Here is a 17192-nt window from a genome sequence, read left to right as displayed (position 1 = left end):
GATGCATTGTAACCTGCGACAATAGAGAAATTCGCAGGACGCGCTGTTTTATCTGGAGTCTTATGTCCAACAATCTGATTTCCCTGACCGATGTCCAGTTGGCATTCGGCCACCATCCCTTGCTGGACCATGCCGATCTGGTCATACAAAAAAACGAACGCATCGGTCTGATCGGGCGCAATGGTGCTGGCAAATCATCACTTCTGAAAATTCTGGATCAACGCCAGGCGCCTGACGACGGCCAGATCAAACGACTGGGTGGGCTGAAAATTGCCACCGTCGAACAAGAACCCGAGCTAGATCCCGAAGTCAGCATTTACGACTTTCTGTGTGGCGATTTCACCGAAACCGAGGACTGGCAACGCCCTGCCCGAGTCAATGCTCTGATGGACAAGCTGGGGCTGGACCCCGACGCCCTGACCGGCAGCCTGTCTGGCGGCCAGCGCAAACGCGTGGCCCTGGCCAATGCGCTGGTGGAAGAGCCTGATCTGCTCTTACTGGACGAGCCCACCAACCACCTGGACTTTGACGGCATTCTTTGGCTGGAACAGTTGCTGCTGGATTTTCGCGGCAGTGCCGTCATCATTACCCACGACCGCCGATTCCTGGATGTGGTAACTACCCGCATCATCGAGCTGGATCGTGGAAAACTCTTCAGCTTTCCCGGCAACTTCAGCCAATGGCAGGAACGCAAAGCAGAGTTCCTGGAAGCGGAAAAGCAACAAAATGCCAAATTCGACAAATTCCTGGCCCAGGAAGAAGTCTGGATTCGTAAGGGCGTGCAAGCGCGCCGCACCCGCGACGAGGGCCGGGTGCGCCGTCTGGAACAATTACGCCGTGACCGTGCCGAGCGTCGCGAACGTTCGGGCGACGTCAAATTCGCCATTTCTGAGGGCCAACGCTCCGGCAAACTGGTTGCGGAACTGCAAGGCGTCACACACGGCTACGATGGCCGCATCCTGATCAAAGACTTCTCGACCGTGCTGATGCGTGGCGACCGTATTGGTCTAATCGGCCACAACGGCGCAGGCAAGACCACCTTATTGCGCATCATGCTGGGTTTGCAGGAACCCAATTCCGGTGTAGTACGCCACGGCACCAAACTGAATATTGGTTACTTTGACCAGATGCGTAGCCGCCTGGACGAAAACGCCACGCTGGCTGACACCATCAGCCCTGGCAGCGAGTGGGTGGAAATTGGCAATCAGCGCAAGCACATCATGAGTTACCTGGAGGACTTTCTGTTCCCCGCCGCCCGCGCTCACTCCCCTGTACGTAGTCTGTCCGGCGGTGAGCGTGCCCGTCTGGCGCTGGCCCGTATGTTCGCCCAACCCACGAATGTATTGGTGCTGGACGAGCCGACTAACGATCTGGACATTGAAACGCTGGAACTGCTGGAAGACCTGATTCAGGATTACACCGGCACTGTGCTGCTGGTCAGCCACGACCGTACCTTCCTGGACAACGTAGTCACTCAGGTCATTGCTGCTGAGGGCGACGGCCATTGGGGTGAATATGTAGGTGGCTACGACGAGTGGCTGGCACAACGTCCGCAAACCAGAACCGAGACAGCGGCCAGCAGTGCTCCAGCGCCAGCCGCAGCCGAAAAATCTGCAACCGAGCGCAACACCAAGACTGCCAAGCCTGGCCGTCTGGCGCCATGGGAAGAAAAGGAACTGGAAGCGCTGCCCGAGAAAATTGCAGCCATAGAAAGCCAGCAAGCCGAACTGGCAGAACAACTAAGCGCACCGGATCTCTATAAAGATGGCTCTACCCTGGCCGACGAGATCAACAGCCAACTGGATCAGCTCAATAAAGACTTGGAGCAGCTATTTGAACGCTGGGAAAAACTGGAAGAAAAACGCTTAGCCAGCTAAAGGGGAGACGGGGGAATCAGGGATTCAGCCCTGTAAAGCCGAACTGATCCACAGATTCCTCTTCAGTCCGGGCAACGCGCTGACAATCGACCATGATCGGCTCGAGTACCGTGCAACAACACGGCAGAACCTCGCCTGGGCCGACATACGCTAAGGGCTGCTCTTTATAGGCAACCTTTCCATAAACAAGAGGAATACGGCAGGAGCCGCAATAGCCGCTCCTGCATTGGTACTCGACCTGATGGCCGGTTCGCTCCAAACCTTCCAACAAGGTTTCGCCGTCCCGCAACTGAAAGTAATCATCAGTTGTCCGGACTAGACTCATAGCTCAATACCGTCGAAGTCGCCAGCCGACACGGCCGAATCAATCTGACCGACCAGGTAAGAGCTCAACTCCACCTCTTGAGGTGCCACCTGCACGGTGTCCGAGGACAACCAGGTGTTGATCCATGGAATGGGATTGTGTTTGACAGACTCAAACGCAGGCTTCAGGCCCACTGCACCCATACGGATATTGGTGATGTATTCCACATACTGGCTCAGAATGTCTTTGTTCAGGCCAATCATGGAACCGTCGCGAAACAGGTAATCCGCCCACTGCTTCTCCTGCTCGGCCGCGTCTTTGAACATGTCAAAACACACCGGCTCTAGCTCATGAGCGATCTGAGCGAACTCAGGATCGTCACTACCAGAACGCAAGATATTAATGATGTGCTGCGTACCAGTCAGGTGCAGCGCTTCATCACGAGCGATCAGGCGAATGATCTTGGCATTACCTTCCATCAACTTGCGCTCGGCAAAGGCAAAGGAGCAGGCAAAGCTGACGTAAAAGCGGATGGCCTCAAGAATATTGACGCTCATCATGCACAGATACAGCTTCTTTTTTAGCTCATAGAGGCTCAACGTGCGAGTCTCGCCGTTGATCTCATGTTCACCAGCCCCCAACTGGGCGTACAACATGGTGTCACTGATCAGGTCGTCGTAATACGACGAAATATCGGCGGCACGCAACTGGATGTTCTCGTTACGCACGATGTCGTCAAAGATAACGGACGGATCATTGGCAATATTGCGAATGATGTGCGTGTACGAGCGTGAGTGAATCGTCTCGGAAAACGCCCAGGTTTCGATCCAGGTTTCCAGCTCTGGAATCGACACCAGGGGCAGGAAGGCCACATTGGGGCTACGCCCCTGGATGGAGTCCAGCAAGGTTTGATATTTCAGGTTGCTGATGAAAATGTGCTTTTCATGATCAGGCAGGTTCTGATAGTCGATCCGATCCTGAGTAATATCGACTTCTTCTGGGCGCCAGAAAAAGGACAGCTGTTTTTCAATCAGCTTTTCAAAAATCGGATATTTCTGTTGGTCGTAACGCGCTACGTTAACCGGCTGCCCAAAGAACATGGGCTCTTTGAGCTGATCGTTATCCGTTTTAGAAAAAGTACTATAGGTAGTCATGATGCTCTTTACCCTTGCTTAGATCTTGCACGCGCCGCCTGCGCAACCGTCGTCCTCTACTTCGCCATGCGAATCATCCGCTCCGTCGCGGGTGTTGTGGTAGTACAAGGTCTTCACACCGTATTTGTAGGCCAGCAGCAAGTCCCTGAGCAGTTGCTTCATCGGGACGCGACCACCCTCAAACCGCTGTGGGTCATAGTTGGTGTTTGCAGAGATCGACTGATCGACAAACTTCTGCATCACGCCAACCAACTTCAGGTAGTCGTCGTTGCCGGGCATTTGCCATAGCAATTCGTACTGATCCTTATATTTTTCAAATTCAGGCACTACCTGACGCAGGATGCCATCCTTGGATTGCTTGACGGACACCAAACCACGCGGGGGCTCAATACCGTTGGTGGCATTGGCGATCTGGCTGGAGGTTTCCGACGGCATCAGGGCGGTCAGGGTCGAGTTACGCAGACCATGCTTGACGATGTCAGCACGCAGGGCTTCCCAATCCAGGTGCAACGGCTCGTTGCAAATACCGTCCACGTCTTTCTTGTACGTGTCGGTAGGCAGCAAACCAGCGGCGTACGTGGTTTCGTCGAAGGCCTCGCAAGGACCGTATTCGCGCGACAACTGCACCGAAGCCTTCAACAGGTAGTACTGGATGGCTTCAAACGTGCGGTGGGTCAGACCCAAGGCAGCAGGATCGGAGTAGCGGGTGCCGTTCTTGGCCAGGTAGTACGCGTAGTTGATAACGCCAACGCCCAGGGAACGACGCTTGTTGGTTGCATTCAGCGCGGCCTTGACCGGGTAATCCTGGTAGTCCAGCAAGGCATCCAGAGCACGAACAATCAGTTCAGCCAGGCCGTCCAGCTCGTCCAGGGACTCCAGAGCCCCCAGGTTGAAAGCCGACAGAGTGCACAGTGCGATTTCACCTTCAGGATCGTTCAGATCGTTCAAGGGCTTGGTGGGCAGAGCGATTTCCATGCACAGATTGGACTGGCGCACAGGAGCGCGGTCAGCCTGGAATGGGCTATGCGTGTTGCAATGGTCCACGTTCTGAATGTAGATACGGCCGGTGCTGGCGCGCTCTTGCATCAGCAAAGAGAAAAGCTCCACGGCAGGCAGGCTGCGCTTGCGGATGGCGGGATCTTGCTCGTACATCTCGTACAGACGCTCGAACTCGTCCTGGTCGGCAAAGAAGGCTTCGTACAAACCGGGCACGTCATGCGGCGAGAACAGCGTGATGTGGCTGCCCTTGATCAGGCGCTGGTACAACAAACGGTTGATCTGAACGCCGTAGTCCAGGTGACGGATACGGTTTTCTTCCACACCACGGTTGTTCTTCAGGACCAGCAGTGTTTCCACTTCCAGGTGCCACATGGGGTAGAACAAGGTTGCCGCACCGCCGCGCACGCCGCCCTGCGAGCAGGACTTCACCGCAGCCTGGAACATCTTGAAGAAAGGCAGGCAACCTGTGTGTTGTGCTTCACCACCCCGAATTTCGCTGCCTACAGCGCGAATACGTCCACCGTTGATACCGATACCGGCACGCTGTGACACGTAACGAACAATGGCGCTGGTCGTGGCATTGATGCTGTCCAGGCTGTCGTCACATTCGATCAGCACGCAAGAGCTGAATTGACGGGTGGGTGTGCGCACGCCAGCCATGATGGGCGTGGGCAAGGAAATCTTGAATTGCGATACGGCGTCGTAAAAGCGCTTGATAAAGCCCAGGCGAGTATCGGCCGGGTAACGGGCAAACAAGCACATGGCCACCAGCATGTACAGGAACTGGGGACTTTCGTAGATGCGCTTGGTCACGCGGTTTTGAATCAGATACTTGCCTTCCAACTGCTTGACGGCACCGTAAGAGAAGTTCATGTCACGCCAGTGATCCAGATGCGCATCCAGCTCATCGAACTCGGCGCGCGTGTAGTCTTGCAACAGATGCGGATCGTAGCGACCCTCCTTGGTTTGCAAGGTCACATGATCAAACAGGCTGGGAGGCTCAAACTGGCCAAAAGCGATTTTGCGCAGGTGGAAAATCGCCAGGCGGGCGGCCAGATATTGGTAGTCAGGCGTATCTTCAGAGATCAGATCCGCCGCCGACTTGATGATGGTTTCGTGAATATCGCTGGTGCGAATGCCGTTGTAGAACTGAATGTGAGAGCGCAGCTCTACTTGAGAGACGGACACATTACTCAGACCTTCAGCAGCCCAATCAACTACTCGGTGAATCTTGTCGAGGTTAATAGGTTCTGTACGGCCATCTCGCTTAGTGACCATTAACTGTTCGGTTGATTGCATGTCAGTCTCGGAAATCGGTGGTGATTGACGGGGGACGCGGCTTTTGCAGCCGCCAGCGTCAGTTGATGCACACCATATATAGTGTGATATTGCCGCCATTCTACTACATATAGCGGATTGAGCGAATAGCGGATTTGTCTTTGCAACGCAAATTCAGCGCAAAAAAAATGCAACCAATCTTTGCGCCATTAACAATTTTTATTGCGTTTGCAGTTCTTGAACGCAGCGCAGCAAAGCCTCGCCATAGGCTTCTCTTTTGCGTACACCTATGCCTGTAATCGGCTCCAGATCAGCCTCTGAGCTGGGGCAACGGATGGCAACTTCCCGCAAAGTGGCGTCATGGAAAATGACATAGGCCGGTACGCCGTGTTCGCGTGCGGTAGTGGCACGCCAGGCGCGCAAAGCCTCGAACCGTCGCTGTTGATCGGGCTCCAGAGCAGGTCCGGCAGGCGCCTGACCTTTTACGCGATGGGCGGCTGGCCCACGTGTTACGGTTTCGCGCCGCAACATCAAGGTGCGCTCCCCTTTGAGCACTTCTCGGCTGGCCTCGGTCAGCAACAAGGTGCCGTACCCTTCCGGGTCGACCGCGACCAGACTATGCGCCAGCAACTGGCGCAGCACCCCGCGCCAAGCCTGATCGGTCAGTTCCTTGCCCACACCAAAGACGGTGAGCTTGTCATGCTCATGCTCTTTGACACGCTCGGTCAGCTTGCCCAACAAAATATCAATAAGATGGCCGGCGCCAAAGCGCTGGCCACGCTCGCGCCACAATCTATAAATAGTGGACAGCATTTTCTGCGCGGCCACAGTGCCATCCCAGGCTTCTGGAGCCTCCAGGCAAGTATCGCAGTTCCCACACGGTTCGATCTGCTGATCGAAATAGGCCAGCAAGCGCTGACGGCGGCAGGAAATGGTTTCGCACAGGCCCAGCATGGCATCGAGCGCATGGCCTTGCTGGCGCCGGTGTGCCGCATCGCCTTGCGACTGGTTAATCATGCGATGCAACTGCACCACGTCTTGCAGGCCATAGGCCAGCCAGGCGGTAGCGGCTTCACCATCGCGCCCTGCTCGCCCGGTTTCCTGGTAATACCCTTCTACCGATTTGGGCAGGTCAATGTGGGCCACAAAACGCACATCCGGTTTATTGACGCCCATGCCAAAAGCAATGGTCGCCACCATGACCACCCCTTCTTCTCGAAGAAAGCGAGCCTGGTTGATGGCGCGTTGCTGTGCATCCAGCCCTGCGTGGTAGGGCAAGGCATGAATGCCGTTCTTGCACAGAAACTCGGCCGTGTCCTCCACGCGAGAGCGCGACAAACAATACACAATTCCCGCATCGCCCGAGTGCTCTTCCTGAATAAAACTCAAGAGCTGCTTGCGCACCTCGTTCTTTTCGATGATGCGATAGCAAATATTGGGGCGATCAAAACTGGCGACAAAATGCCGGGCCTCTTCCAGCTTCAGGCGCTGGGCAATTTCTACCCGCGTCAACTGAGTGGCAGTCGCCGTCAAGGCAACCCGCGGCACCCCTGGCCAGCGCTGAGCCAGCAAATCCAGGCCCAGATACTCCGGGCGGAAGTCGTGCCCCCATTGCGATACGCAGTGGGCTTCATCAATGGCAAACAAGGAGACCTGGCCGCGTGCCAGCAAATCCAGGCAGCGATCTGTCAGCAAACGCTCAGGGGCGACATAGAGCAAGTCCAGTTGTCCCGTCAGAAACTCGCGCTCGACCTCGCGGGCGGTCTGCCAATCCTGGGTGGAGTTCAGATAGGCGGCATTCACACCCAATTCATTGAGCGCATCCACCTGATCCTGCATCAAGGCAATCAGAGGGGACACGACCACGCCGGTGCCGGGTCGCACCAAAGCAGGAATCTGGTAACAGAGCGATTTTCCGCCGCCGGTGGGCATCAAGACCAGGGCATCACCGCCTTGGATCAGGGTCTCGATAATCTCGTGCTGAGAACCACGAAAACTGTCATAACCAAAAACTTCCTGAAGAACCTCAAGTGCTGACTGGGCCATGCCGCCTGCTTAAAAAATCGGAATAGAAAAACGCAGCGCGATGTTCGACTGGCGACTTTCCAGATGACGGCGAGCTTGCAAACCCACCCTAAGGTGGGGACTGTACCAGAACTGCTGCGTGACCCCAAGGTAGCGATTCTGCCCACCGGCCATTGCCTGCTGCACCTCGTACTGGGTCTTGACCTCGCCCCAGCGACGCAAAGGCACGGACAGCCCCACCACCTGTCGGCTGCTGGCCGCATCGATCTTCATGCCCTGATAGCGGCTTAGATCCAGGAAGTGATCCTGGTAGCGTTCGCCTTGCCATTGCAGGTGCAAATCATCCAACACATCCAGGCCGTAAGCTGCCTGATAGCGCCAGCCCTGCCCGACCGCATGGGAAGCCTTGGCCACACTGGCCTGCCACACCCCAAAATCAGGAGAACGGTAGGTAGCGCCCACCCCGGTCAGGCCAAAATCACGCGCGCTTTCCATCTGGGTATCAATACTGGTCCTGCTGGTGACGTCGGTGCTGACCATCAAGCTGCTTGCCGACGATCCGTACACCAGATCCCCATTGTCTTGCTTGCCGGTTATATCCAGCGCACCGACGGCCAGCGCATAGCGCCAAGGACCAGCCGGGCCTTGTTCAAACTGCTGGGTAATATTGATGCCGCCCAGCTCCACAGGCCGAGCCCAGTCTGGGGCCGTCACCGTGTCATTACCTAGGGTCAACTGCAAGCCATCTTCATTGACGTAGCGCCAATTGCGCTCGCCAAACTGCCAGACCTGATCGGGTGCGCTGCTCAACCAGCGCCCATTCCAGATCGGCGAGGACTGCTGACTATATTGAATGGAGCGAGCCAGACTGGCAGTAGTGGAACCGCTCAGGCTGAAATCAGAAAAAGAAAAATCAAGGGACGCGGCAGGGTTGAGCAAATCCTGGTCGCCCTGGCGATGCCATTGCGAAGCATCAAAAAACGGCTCTACCGGGGGAAGGTCCTGAGAGGGAATCGCCTGGGCCTCATCCACACCATACACCTGCGTGGCAGACAGGTTCTCCAGCCCGACACGGTTTTGAGCAGTGGCCAATGGAACAGCGAACAGCATGGCAAGACCGACAATCAGCCCGCCTGCCAAGCCTCGCTGGCAAGCTTTGGTACGCATGGTTTATGTCACAAAAAGAGTTTAGCGCCGGGCATCCAACATCACTTCGCCGCTCGCATCCAAGGAGCGTTTGATGGCGGAGTATTTTTCCAGCACAGCAGACTTATAGACTACACCAATCAGGCGGCCCGAGCCGTCACCATTCAATACAGGCAGGCGCTCTCCAGCAAAGCTGACAAAGTGCTCCTGAGCCTCGTCCAGGCTCATATTCGGGTAGAGCGTCTTGACGAAATCCATACGCAAAATATCGCCCACCACACGCTCCTGGGCAGCGTTGTCGTCCAACAACATCCGGGTCAGGTCAGGCTGGGCAATCACACCTTGATAGATCTGCTCCTCGTCCACCACATAAAGATAGCGCACGGGATAATCCAGAAACATCTGCAAGGCATCACGCATTTGGGTGGTGGTGCTGACCACGGTATCGGCCGGACGCACCAACTCGGCCAAGGTGGTGTGACGCAATTTGTGACGTAGCAAGGCATCGCGTTCGCGCACCAGTGTGACTTCATACATGGCCACCTCGGCCACACCCCGCGAGACAAAATAGGCCATGACACAGGCCACGATCAGCGGCAACACCAACTGATAGCTCAATGTCATTTCAAACAGCATCAAAATGGCCATGAAGGGCGCACTGGTTGCCGCCCCCAAAAACGCCCCCATGCCCACCAGGGTGAACAGATACAAAGGCAAGTCCAGACCCGGCAAGATCAACACGCTCAACTGGCCAAATAAAGTACCAAAGGCGGCGCCCACAAAGATCGCAGGGGTGAACACACCACCGACAGCGCCCGAACCGACTGTCAGGCCCGTCGCCAGAACCTTGAGTGCCAGAATCAGCAGCACGCTGTACCAGGCCCAGTCGCTATGCAGCATGGAAGACACGACACTGAAGCCGTTACCTGCCACGCGCGGCATCACGATCAGCAAAAGCCCCAGCAACAGCCCCCCCAGCGCCAAACGCAAGGGCAGACCCAGGCCGGTACGCTTGAACAGGGTGCGAAACAGATTGAGCAACTTCAAGAAAGCGGGCGCAGCCAGACCAATCAGCACTCCCAGAACCAGAAAAGGCAGAATGTCCCAACCCGCAACCGCCTGCACATTGGTCATTTCATAAGGAGCGTGATAGCCGCCCAGCACACGCATGGTCAGATGGGCACTAACGGCTGCCATCAACAAGGGGCCAAAGCTGCTCATGGTCATGGTACCCAGCACAATCTCGGCCACAAACACAGCGCCGGCAATAGGGGTGCCATAGGCGGCAGCCACCCCGGCTGCGGCACCACAAGCCACCAGCAAACGCAGACGAGCTTCACCAAACAGCGTGAAACGGCCAATCGCAGAAGCAGACAAGGAAGCCAGGTGTACCATCGCCCCTTCCCGCCCAATAGAGCCGCCCGAGGCCACCGTCATCAAAGAGGACAAGGATCGCAGCAAGCCCTGGCGAATGGACAAACGGCCATCACCAATAGCCACTGCTTCCATATAGTCTGAATTGCTGCCCGACGGCAGACGCCCCGCCAGCCACAACAAGATACCGGCACACAGACCTCCCAAGGTGGGAAACAAAAGGCGCATGTACCAAGGCAAGCTTTCCGTTACCGCGACGATGCCACCGTGCTGTCCTGTGACCACTTGCTGCACAAAGCGCATGCCCTGATGAAAGGCCAAGGTCGCCAAGGCCCCCAGGATACCGGCCAAGACCGCCCAGGCCAGCATGGCGGGCATGTCAGACAACCACTTGAAACCCTGCAGACGCTTGCGCATCGACAGCACGGAATGGGCAATCATAAAAAAGGTCAGCCTTTAAAGCTGGGCGGCAAAGGTGGGCGGGACAATCCAAACATACGCCAATACACCCACACGTTAAATATCAACACGATGGGCAAGGTAATCACAATCGCCGACAGAATCAGGCTCAAGGCGGGTACCCCGGCGGCGGCGTCCCAGATCGTCATCTCGTCCAGAATCAAATAGGGAAAGAAACTGAAAGCCAAACCCGCCATGACACAGACCATGACGAACAAAGTCAGCAAAAAGGGCAAGGCGGTAGTGCGATAGCTGCTGTTGATCATGCGCTGCAGGCTCATTTCAATCGACACAAAGCAGCTAAGGATCAAGGCCCACAAGAACAGGACCAAGCCCCAGTAAGGCCCATCGCTCCATTTAAGCAGCACACCGGCATTCACAAAGGCCAACACCACCGAAACGCCCACCGCACCGGCCGCAAACCAACGCACCGAGCGACGCCCCCAGTTCACTGCACGGGCACGCAGTTCGCCTGCCTCGCGCATGATGAGCCAACTGGCGCCCAACAAGCAGTAAGCGGCAATAGCGCAAAAGCCCATGAAGATAGAGAACCAGATATAGCCCGCATCGCTTTGAAAACCTACCACGACTTGTGCCAACAAAACGCCATGGGAGAACGCCGTCAACCAGGAACCCAGGGCAAAGCCCATTTGCCAGCGAGACTGACGCTCTACCGGTGCACGCAGCCGGAACTCAAAGGAGACGGAGCGGACAAAGACACCCACGCCCAAGGCGCATAAAGGCGCATACAGTCCCCCCATCACTGCACCCCAGGCTTTAGGAAAGGCGCAGACAAACAAGCCCAAACCCAGAAACAACCAGAATTCGTTGGCATCGCGCCAAGGGCTAAGCAAGGACAGCATGCGCGGGCGCAGGGAATCCGGTGCCAGCAAGGACAGGCAGCCCACACCAATATCGAAGCCATCCAGAACCGTACCGGCCACAATAATCAAAAAGAACAGGGCCAAAAAGGCCAGCGGCATCCAGAACGCGGGATCATGGGCCCCCAAACCCAGCGCATTTGCAAAAGAATCAATCATGCCCGACCCCGATGACGTGCGATCGGCACCACACCAAAACGAACGGCATGTCGTAATTTCTGGAAAAAACCAATCATGCACAAGACGTAGACCAGGCTATAAAACAGCAAACCCAGTCCCACAGTAAAAACAGGTTCGGTACTTTGCACTTGTACGGCCTGAATATCGTTACCTACCAGATAAGGCAGAAAGCCCAGCAAGACATACGCTGCGCCGCCCAACAACATGATCCAGCCCAGTACAGACGCGACCACCATACCCTGGCGCTCTCTATAAGAAAGCGAATGCGGATCCAGGCCATAACGACGGGTACGCAACCAGACCCACATCAAGAGAAAAAACATCAATGCGCCGGCCAGCACCGCCACACGAAAGGACCAGAAGGTCAAGGTAACGGGGGGCATGGCTTCAGAAAACTGATCCAGACCCATCAGGATGCCACTGTCATTGCGGCCCAGCCAGCGACCACCGGCGTGTGACCAGCGCAACACACCCAGGACGCTGTCCTGCATGGCCGAGGGCGCGGCGACCAGAATCAGATCAGGTTGCGAGCCGCTTTCCCAATACGCTGCCGTCGCCGCTGCCTTGGCAGGCTGATGCTCGGCTGTCATGAAACCATTGCCCACCACCGCAAAAACCAGGGCCAGCCAAGCGGCGGCGCCTAAAAACAAGGCACTACGAAAAGCCAGACGCTCCTGATCGGTAACCGGTTTTTGCATGGTTTGCGCACAAGTCACGCCCAAAATAAAAAAGGCGACCGTCAGTAAACTGCCTGCAAATAATAGACCGGCATACCACGGCAAGGCCGGTGTGCTGAGCACATCCAGCCACTCCAGCACCACGTAATGGCCTTCAATAACATCCACCCCCGTTGGCACCTGCATCCAGGCCACCATCGCCACCAGCCAAAATGCCGTCACGGTGACGCCCAGGGCCACCATCAGCACCACCAGGGTATGAACCAGATTGGAGAGCATGCGCTGGGCAAACAGCATGACTCCCAGAAAACAGGACTTGAAGATAAACAGCGACAACATGGAGGCGGCCAGCATCGGGCCAATCACATCACCTACCTGCGCCATCAGCCCTGGCCAGACGCTGCCAAACTGAATCAGTACCGGCATGGAAGCAGCAAAACTTAAAATGAACGCCAATGCGAACAGACGCACCCAAAAACGGTACGCGCCCATCCAGGCCGTTGCGTTGCTGCCGAAGGTTCTGACTTTGAAATACAGCAACACCCAGGCCAACCCCAGCTCCAGAGCCAGAAACAGCAGCATGAATCCCAGACTAAGGAAAAACTGGGCATGAGACAGGGAAAGGGCGGAGTGCGTCATAATGAGCGCTAGTGTAGGGTGAATTGGCCAGCAAACGCCACCATACTACCCCAAGTTTCCTCCTGATTTTTCAGAACACGTTCATGGGGTAAATACCCCTCTAAAACAAGAACGTGGCAAAATGGCCGATTCGTCTGTCGGCTTCTTTATTTCAAACGTGTATGACCTCTGACACCACTCCCGCTCCCGTATCTAATTTTCTGCGCACGATCATCGACCAGGACTTGAGCGCTGGCCGTTACGCACAAAAGACCTGGGCCGGTCAGCCGGGCCCGGCAAGCACCCAGGAAGGGGCGGCTGTTGATGCCGCGCGTATTCGTACGCGCTTTCCCCCCGAGCCCAATGGCTATCTGCACATCGGGCACGCCAAAAGTATCTGTTTGAACTTCGGGCTGGCCAGCGACTACCAAGGCGCCTGCCACCTTCGTTTTGACGACACCAATCCTGAAAAAGAAGAGCAGGAGTACGTGGACGCCATTATCGACATGGTGAAATGGCTGGGCTTTGACTGGACCTTCAAGAAAGAAGAAAACCTGTACTTTGCCAGCGACTACTTCGACTATATGTACCAGTTTGCCGAAGCACTGGTAAATGCGGGTCATGCCTACGTTGACGAACAGAACGCTGAACAAATGCGTATCAACCGTGGCACCCTGACCGAAAAAGGCGTGAACTCGCCCTGGCGCGACCGCCCTGCCGAAGAATCCATCAAGCTCTTGCGCGAAATGCGTGACGGCAAGCACCCCGATGGCAGTATGGCCTTGCGTGCCAAGGTTGACATGGGCTCGCCCAATATCAATATGCGCGACCCGGCCATGTACCGCATCCGCCACGCGGAACACCATCGCACGGGCGACAAATGGTGCATCTACCCCATGTACAGTTGGGCACACCCTGTGGAAGATGCGTTGGAGCGCATCACCCATAGCCTGTGCACCCTGGAGTTTGAAGACCAGCGCCCCTTTTACAACTGGATTCTGGAGCGTCTGGTCGAGCTGGGTCAGTTATCCGACCCATTGCCCAAACAATACGAGTTTTCGCGTTTGAACCTGTCCTACGTGGTCACCAGCAAGCGCAAACTGCGTCAACTGGTTCAGGAAAACCGCGTATCAGGTTGGGACGATCCGCGCATGCCTACCTTGGCCGGTTTGCGTCGCCGTGGTTACAGCGCCGGCGCCATCCGTCTGTTTACTGACCGTCTGGGTGTGTCCAAAGCCGCCCAGCACGTGGACTACAGTTTGCTGGAACAAGCTTTGCGCGATGACTTGGATCCCGTGGCCGACCGTAGCGTTGCCATTCTGGATCCGATCGAACTGATCATCACCAACTACCCCGAAGGCCACAGCGAGCTGTGCCACGCACCGCGCAATCCGCACAATCCGCAGGCTGGTCAACGCGAGTTCCCTTTCTCCGGTCGCCTGTACATCGAGCGCGAGGACTTCAAGGAAGAGCCACCTAAAAAGTACTTCCGCCTGTTCCCCGGCAATACCGTGCGTCTGAAATATGGCTATGTCGTGCGCTGCACCGGCTGCGTGAAAGACGAGCAAGGCAATGTCACTCAGGTTCTGGCTGAATACCTGCCTGACACCAAGAGCGGCACGCCCGGTGCGGACTCGGTCAAGGTCAAAGGCAATATCACCTGGATCAGCGCCGAGCACGCGATTGCCGCCGAGATCCGTCTGTACGACCGTCTCTTTGCCCATCCCCAGCCCGACGCGGCCGACCAGGACTTCCTGGAGCACATCAACCCGAACTCGCTGCGCGTGATTCAGGGCTGGCTGGAACCCGGCACCAAGGCCACCCCCGATGCTCGCTGGCAGTTTGAGCGCCTGGGCTACTTTGTGGCTGACCGTGTGGATTCGACACCAGAAAAACCCGTTCTTAACCGTACAACGACTCTGAAAGACACCTGGGTCTAAGGCTATTGACGTGAACGATCAGACTCATGCCAAGGGGCCTCAAGCCCTGGATTTCAAAAGCGCCACCCTGTACGCCGTACGAGTGGTGCTGCGTTCGGCTGATACGGCCGAGCAATTAGCCGCACTGGCTCAACGCATGAAAGACGCTGGCTCCTTCTTTGAGGACGAACCCGTCGTCATCGATGCCAGCGCCATTGACGCGCCGGTGGACTGGACCGCACTGGTGGACGCGCTGCGTCAGCACAAACTGCATCCGGTCGGCATCATTGCCCACCCCGGTCATGCCGACAACGCCATCGACAGCGGTTTGCCACACGTTGAACTGTCCAACCCACCTGCCCGCCCTCAAGCCCAGGCAGCTCCGGACAAGGACGTGCCCGTGCTATCGCAAACGGCCCAGCAACAGGTACCCGCAACGCCCACCCCACCGCCGCCTGCTCAAGCCCCGGCTGCCCTTCTCATCAACCGTCAGTTGCGCTCCGGCCAGCGTATCTATGCGCGCCACACCGACCTGATTGTGATCGGGGCAGTCAGTCAGGGCGCAGAAGTAGTGGCCGATGGCAATATCCATGTTTACGGCCCACTGCGAGGCAAAGCCATGGCCGGTGCCCGTGGCGATACCAAGGCACGCATCTTCACGACCGAGCTGGACCCGGAACTGATCGCTATTGCCGGCGTGTATCGCATTATTGAAACGCGACTGGATGCGCAGTTACGCAACAAGCCAGCCGTGGTCACGCTGGAAGACGACACGCTCAGATTTGATCCCCTGAGCCCCTGACAGTACAAGGCGCCGGCATTTGCCGGCGCTTTTTATAGTGGCTTGCACTGAGAGCCCGCCTGAGAGCAAGCAAGTGCAAGTGCAACCGTGTAAGCTGACACGGAACAAAGCAATTGATATGTTTTGTTTCTAAGCAGTAGGTAAAGTGGCAGAACGGATGTCAAAATAAGGCCCGTTATGCTTTACGATTATGTGACTTGAAAAACAAAGGAATCCGATTGTCATGGCGCGTATAGTTGTAGTGACCTCCGGCAAGGGTGGTGTGGGCAAAACCACCACCAGTGCCAGTTTTGCATCTGGTCTTGCGATGCGCGGTCACAAGACCGTGGTCATCGACTTTGACGTCGGTTTGCGCAACCTGGATCTGATCATGGGTTGCGAGCGACGCGTAGTGTATGACTTCGTCAACGTGATCCAGGGCGAAGCCACATTGAACCAGGCCCTGATCCGTGACAAACAGCTGGAAAATCTGTTCATCCTGCCCGCTTCCCAGACGCGTGACAAAGACGCCCTGACCCGCGAAGGCGTGGAGAAAGTACTGGAAGAGCTCAAGGGCATGGGTTTTGAATACATTGTGTGCGATTCGCCCGCAGGTATCGAAACCGGCGCCTTGATGGCCTCCTACTTCGCAGACGATGCACTGGTTGTGACCAACCCCGAGGTATCCTCGGTTCGTGACTCGGACCGCATCCTGGGCATTTTGGCCGCCAAATCGCGCCGTGGTGAACAAGGCAAAGAGCCCATCAAAGAATATTTGCTGCTGACCCGTTACAGCCCCAAGCGCGTATCGGACGGCGAGATGCTGTCCTTGCAGGACGTGGAAGATATCTTGCGCATCAAACTGATTGGGGTCACTCCCGAGTCGGAGACCGTGCTGCAAGCATCCAACCAAGGAGTACCCGTTATCCATCTCAAAGAAAGTGATGTGTCCCAGGCCTATCAGGACATCGTAGATCGTTACCTGGGTGGTGAAAAACCGTTGCGTTTTGTGGATTACGAAAAACCAGGGCTATTCAAGCGCCTGTTCGGAGGAAAGTAATATGTCTTTCCTGTCCTTCCTGCTCGGTCACAAAAAAACCTCGGCAACGGTCGCCAAAGACCGTCTGCAACTGATCCTCATTAACGAACGTGGTCAAGGTGGGGTTGCCCCGGACTACTTGCCCCGCTTGCAAAAAGAGCTGGTCGAGGTCATCTCGCGCTACGTGAAGATTAATCCCGATGATATCAAGGTAAACCTTGATCGCCAGGACTCGCTGGAAGTGCTGGAAGTCAAAATCGAAATGCCGCAAATTGATGCCAGTGCGCTGGAAAACAAGTAAAGCGCCACTGGCAATCAAACGCTTGCTGCTTGAAATGGCCATCCCATGCGGATGGCCATTTTCTTGGCAGCTCCCTATACCAAAAGCAAGGCGAAAAACACCTGTGACGGCTGGCGCAATGCGGCTAGGTGGCTAATAGATAAGGTACAATTTCGCCTTGGTAATCGGCCAGTTCCGATT

Annotated in this window: 13 protein-coding genes; 5 read left to right on the top strand and 8 right to left on the bottom strand. The window is 56.1% G+C overall.

From position 1 onward, the window contains the following. Positions 1-62: 62 nt before the first annotated feature. Positions 63-1877, top strand: coding sequence for an ATP-binding cassette domain-containing protein (locus AC6I6N_RS11170; RefSeq protein ID WP_108728036.1), 1815 nt, complete (start codon positions 63-65; stop codon positions 1875-1877). Between the two features lie 16 nt (positions 1878-1893). On the opposite strand, the gene yfaE is transcribed toward AC6I6N_RS11170, so the two are convergent. The 8 genes from yfaE to AC6I6N_RS11130 form a co-directional block, all read right to left on the bottom strand. Further along, a complete protein-coding gene (yfaE, locus tag AC6I6N_RS11165) occupies positions 1894-2202 on the bottom strand; it encodes a class I ribonucleotide reductase maintenance protein YfaE (RefSeq protein ID WP_094195744.1) in 309 nt (102 codons plus the stop codon). Beyond that, positions 2199-3335, bottom strand: coding sequence for a class Ia ribonucleoside-diphosphate reductase subunit beta (gene nrdB, locus AC6I6N_RS11160; protein WP_094195743.1), 1137 nt, complete (start codon positions 3333-3335; stop codon positions 2199-2201). The genes yfaE and nrdB overlap by 4 nt, the downstream gene beginning before the upstream one ends. A gap of 18 nt (positions 3336-3353) precedes the next feature. Continuing rightward, positions 3354-5633 (bottom strand): class 1a ribonucleoside-diphosphate reductase subunit alpha, encoded by a 2280-nt coding sequence (nrdA, locus tag AC6I6N_RS11155; protein ID WP_094195742.1) that lies wholly within the window; start codon positions 5631-5633, stop codon positions 3354-3356. A 198-nt stretch (positions 5634-5831) separates the two neighbouring features. Beyond that, positions 5832-7658 carry a DNA helicase RecQ gene (gene recQ / locus AC6I6N_RS11150; protein ID WP_094195741.1) on the bottom strand — a complete coding sequence of 609 codons (1827 nt, stop codon included), beginning with the start codon at positions 7656-7658 and terminating at the stop codon, positions 5832-5834. A 9-nt stretch (positions 7659-7667) separates the two neighbouring features. Continuing rightward, on the bottom strand, positions 7668-8804 hold the full coding sequence (locus tag AC6I6N_RS11145; RefSeq protein ID WP_094195740.1) for a fimbria/pilus outer membrane usher protein: 1137 nt from the start codon (positions 8802-8804) through the stop codon (positions 7668-7670). A gap of 21 nt (positions 8805-8825) precedes the next feature. Next, entirely contained in the window at positions 8826-10598 is a 1773-nt protein-coding gene (locus AC6I6N_RS11140) for a ClcB-like voltage-gated chloride channel protein (RefSeq protein ID WP_094195739.1), read from the bottom strand. Positions 10599-10606: 8 nt separating this feature from the next. Then, positions 10607-11656, bottom strand: coding sequence for a cytochrome d ubiquinol oxidase subunit II (locus tag AC6I6N_RS11135; RefSeq protein ID WP_094195738.1), 1050 nt, complete (start codon positions 11654-11656; stop codon positions 10607-10609). Continuing rightward, the gene (locus AC6I6N_RS11130) at positions 11653-12993 is read right to left on the bottom strand and encodes a cytochrome ubiquinol oxidase subunit I (RefSeq protein ID WP_094195737.1); all 1341 of its coding nucleotides are present in this window, start codon (positions 12991-12993) and stop codon (positions 11653-11655) included. Before AC6I6N_RS11130 ends, AC6I6N_RS11135 begins: the two co-directional genes overlap by 4 nt. 161 nt (positions 12994-13154) lie before the next feature. Between AC6I6N_RS11130 and AC6I6N_RS11125 the strand changes: the two genes are divergently transcribed. The 4 genes from AC6I6N_RS11125 (at position 13155) to minE (ending at position 17012) form a co-directional block, all read left to right on the top strand. Beyond that, on the top strand, positions 13155-14912 hold the full coding sequence (locus tag AC6I6N_RS11125) for a glutamine--tRNA ligase/YqeY domain fusion protein (RefSeq protein ID WP_497943510.1): 1758 nt from the start codon (positions 13155-13157) through the stop codon (positions 14910-14912). Positions 14913-14922: 10 nt separating this feature from the next. Beyond that, positions 14923-15693, top strand: a complete 771-nt coding sequence (minC, locus tag AC6I6N_RS11120) for a septum site-determining protein MinC (RefSeq protein WP_321277692.1) — start codon at positions 14923-14925, stop codon at positions 15691-15693. A gap of 223 nt (positions 15694-15916) precedes the next feature. Further along, the gene (gene minD, locus AC6I6N_RS11115; protein ID WP_094195734.1) at positions 15917-16732 is read left to right on the top strand and encodes a septum site-determining protein MinD; all 816 of its coding nucleotides are present in this window, start codon (positions 15917-15919) and stop codon (positions 16730-16732) included. 1 nt (position 16733) lies between these two features. After that, on the top strand, positions 16734-17012 hold the full coding sequence (gene minE, locus AC6I6N_RS11110; RefSeq protein WP_042483380.1) for a cell division topological specificity factor MinE: 279 nt from the start codon (positions 16734-16736) through the stop codon (positions 17010-17012). Positions 17013-17192: the final 180 nt, after the last annotated feature.

The organism is Alcaligenes sp. LTN-3 (genome assembly GCF_059735605.1).
The sequence above is the reverse complement of the archived record's forward strand: the minus strand, read 5'-3'. Positions and strand labels throughout refer to the sequence as shown.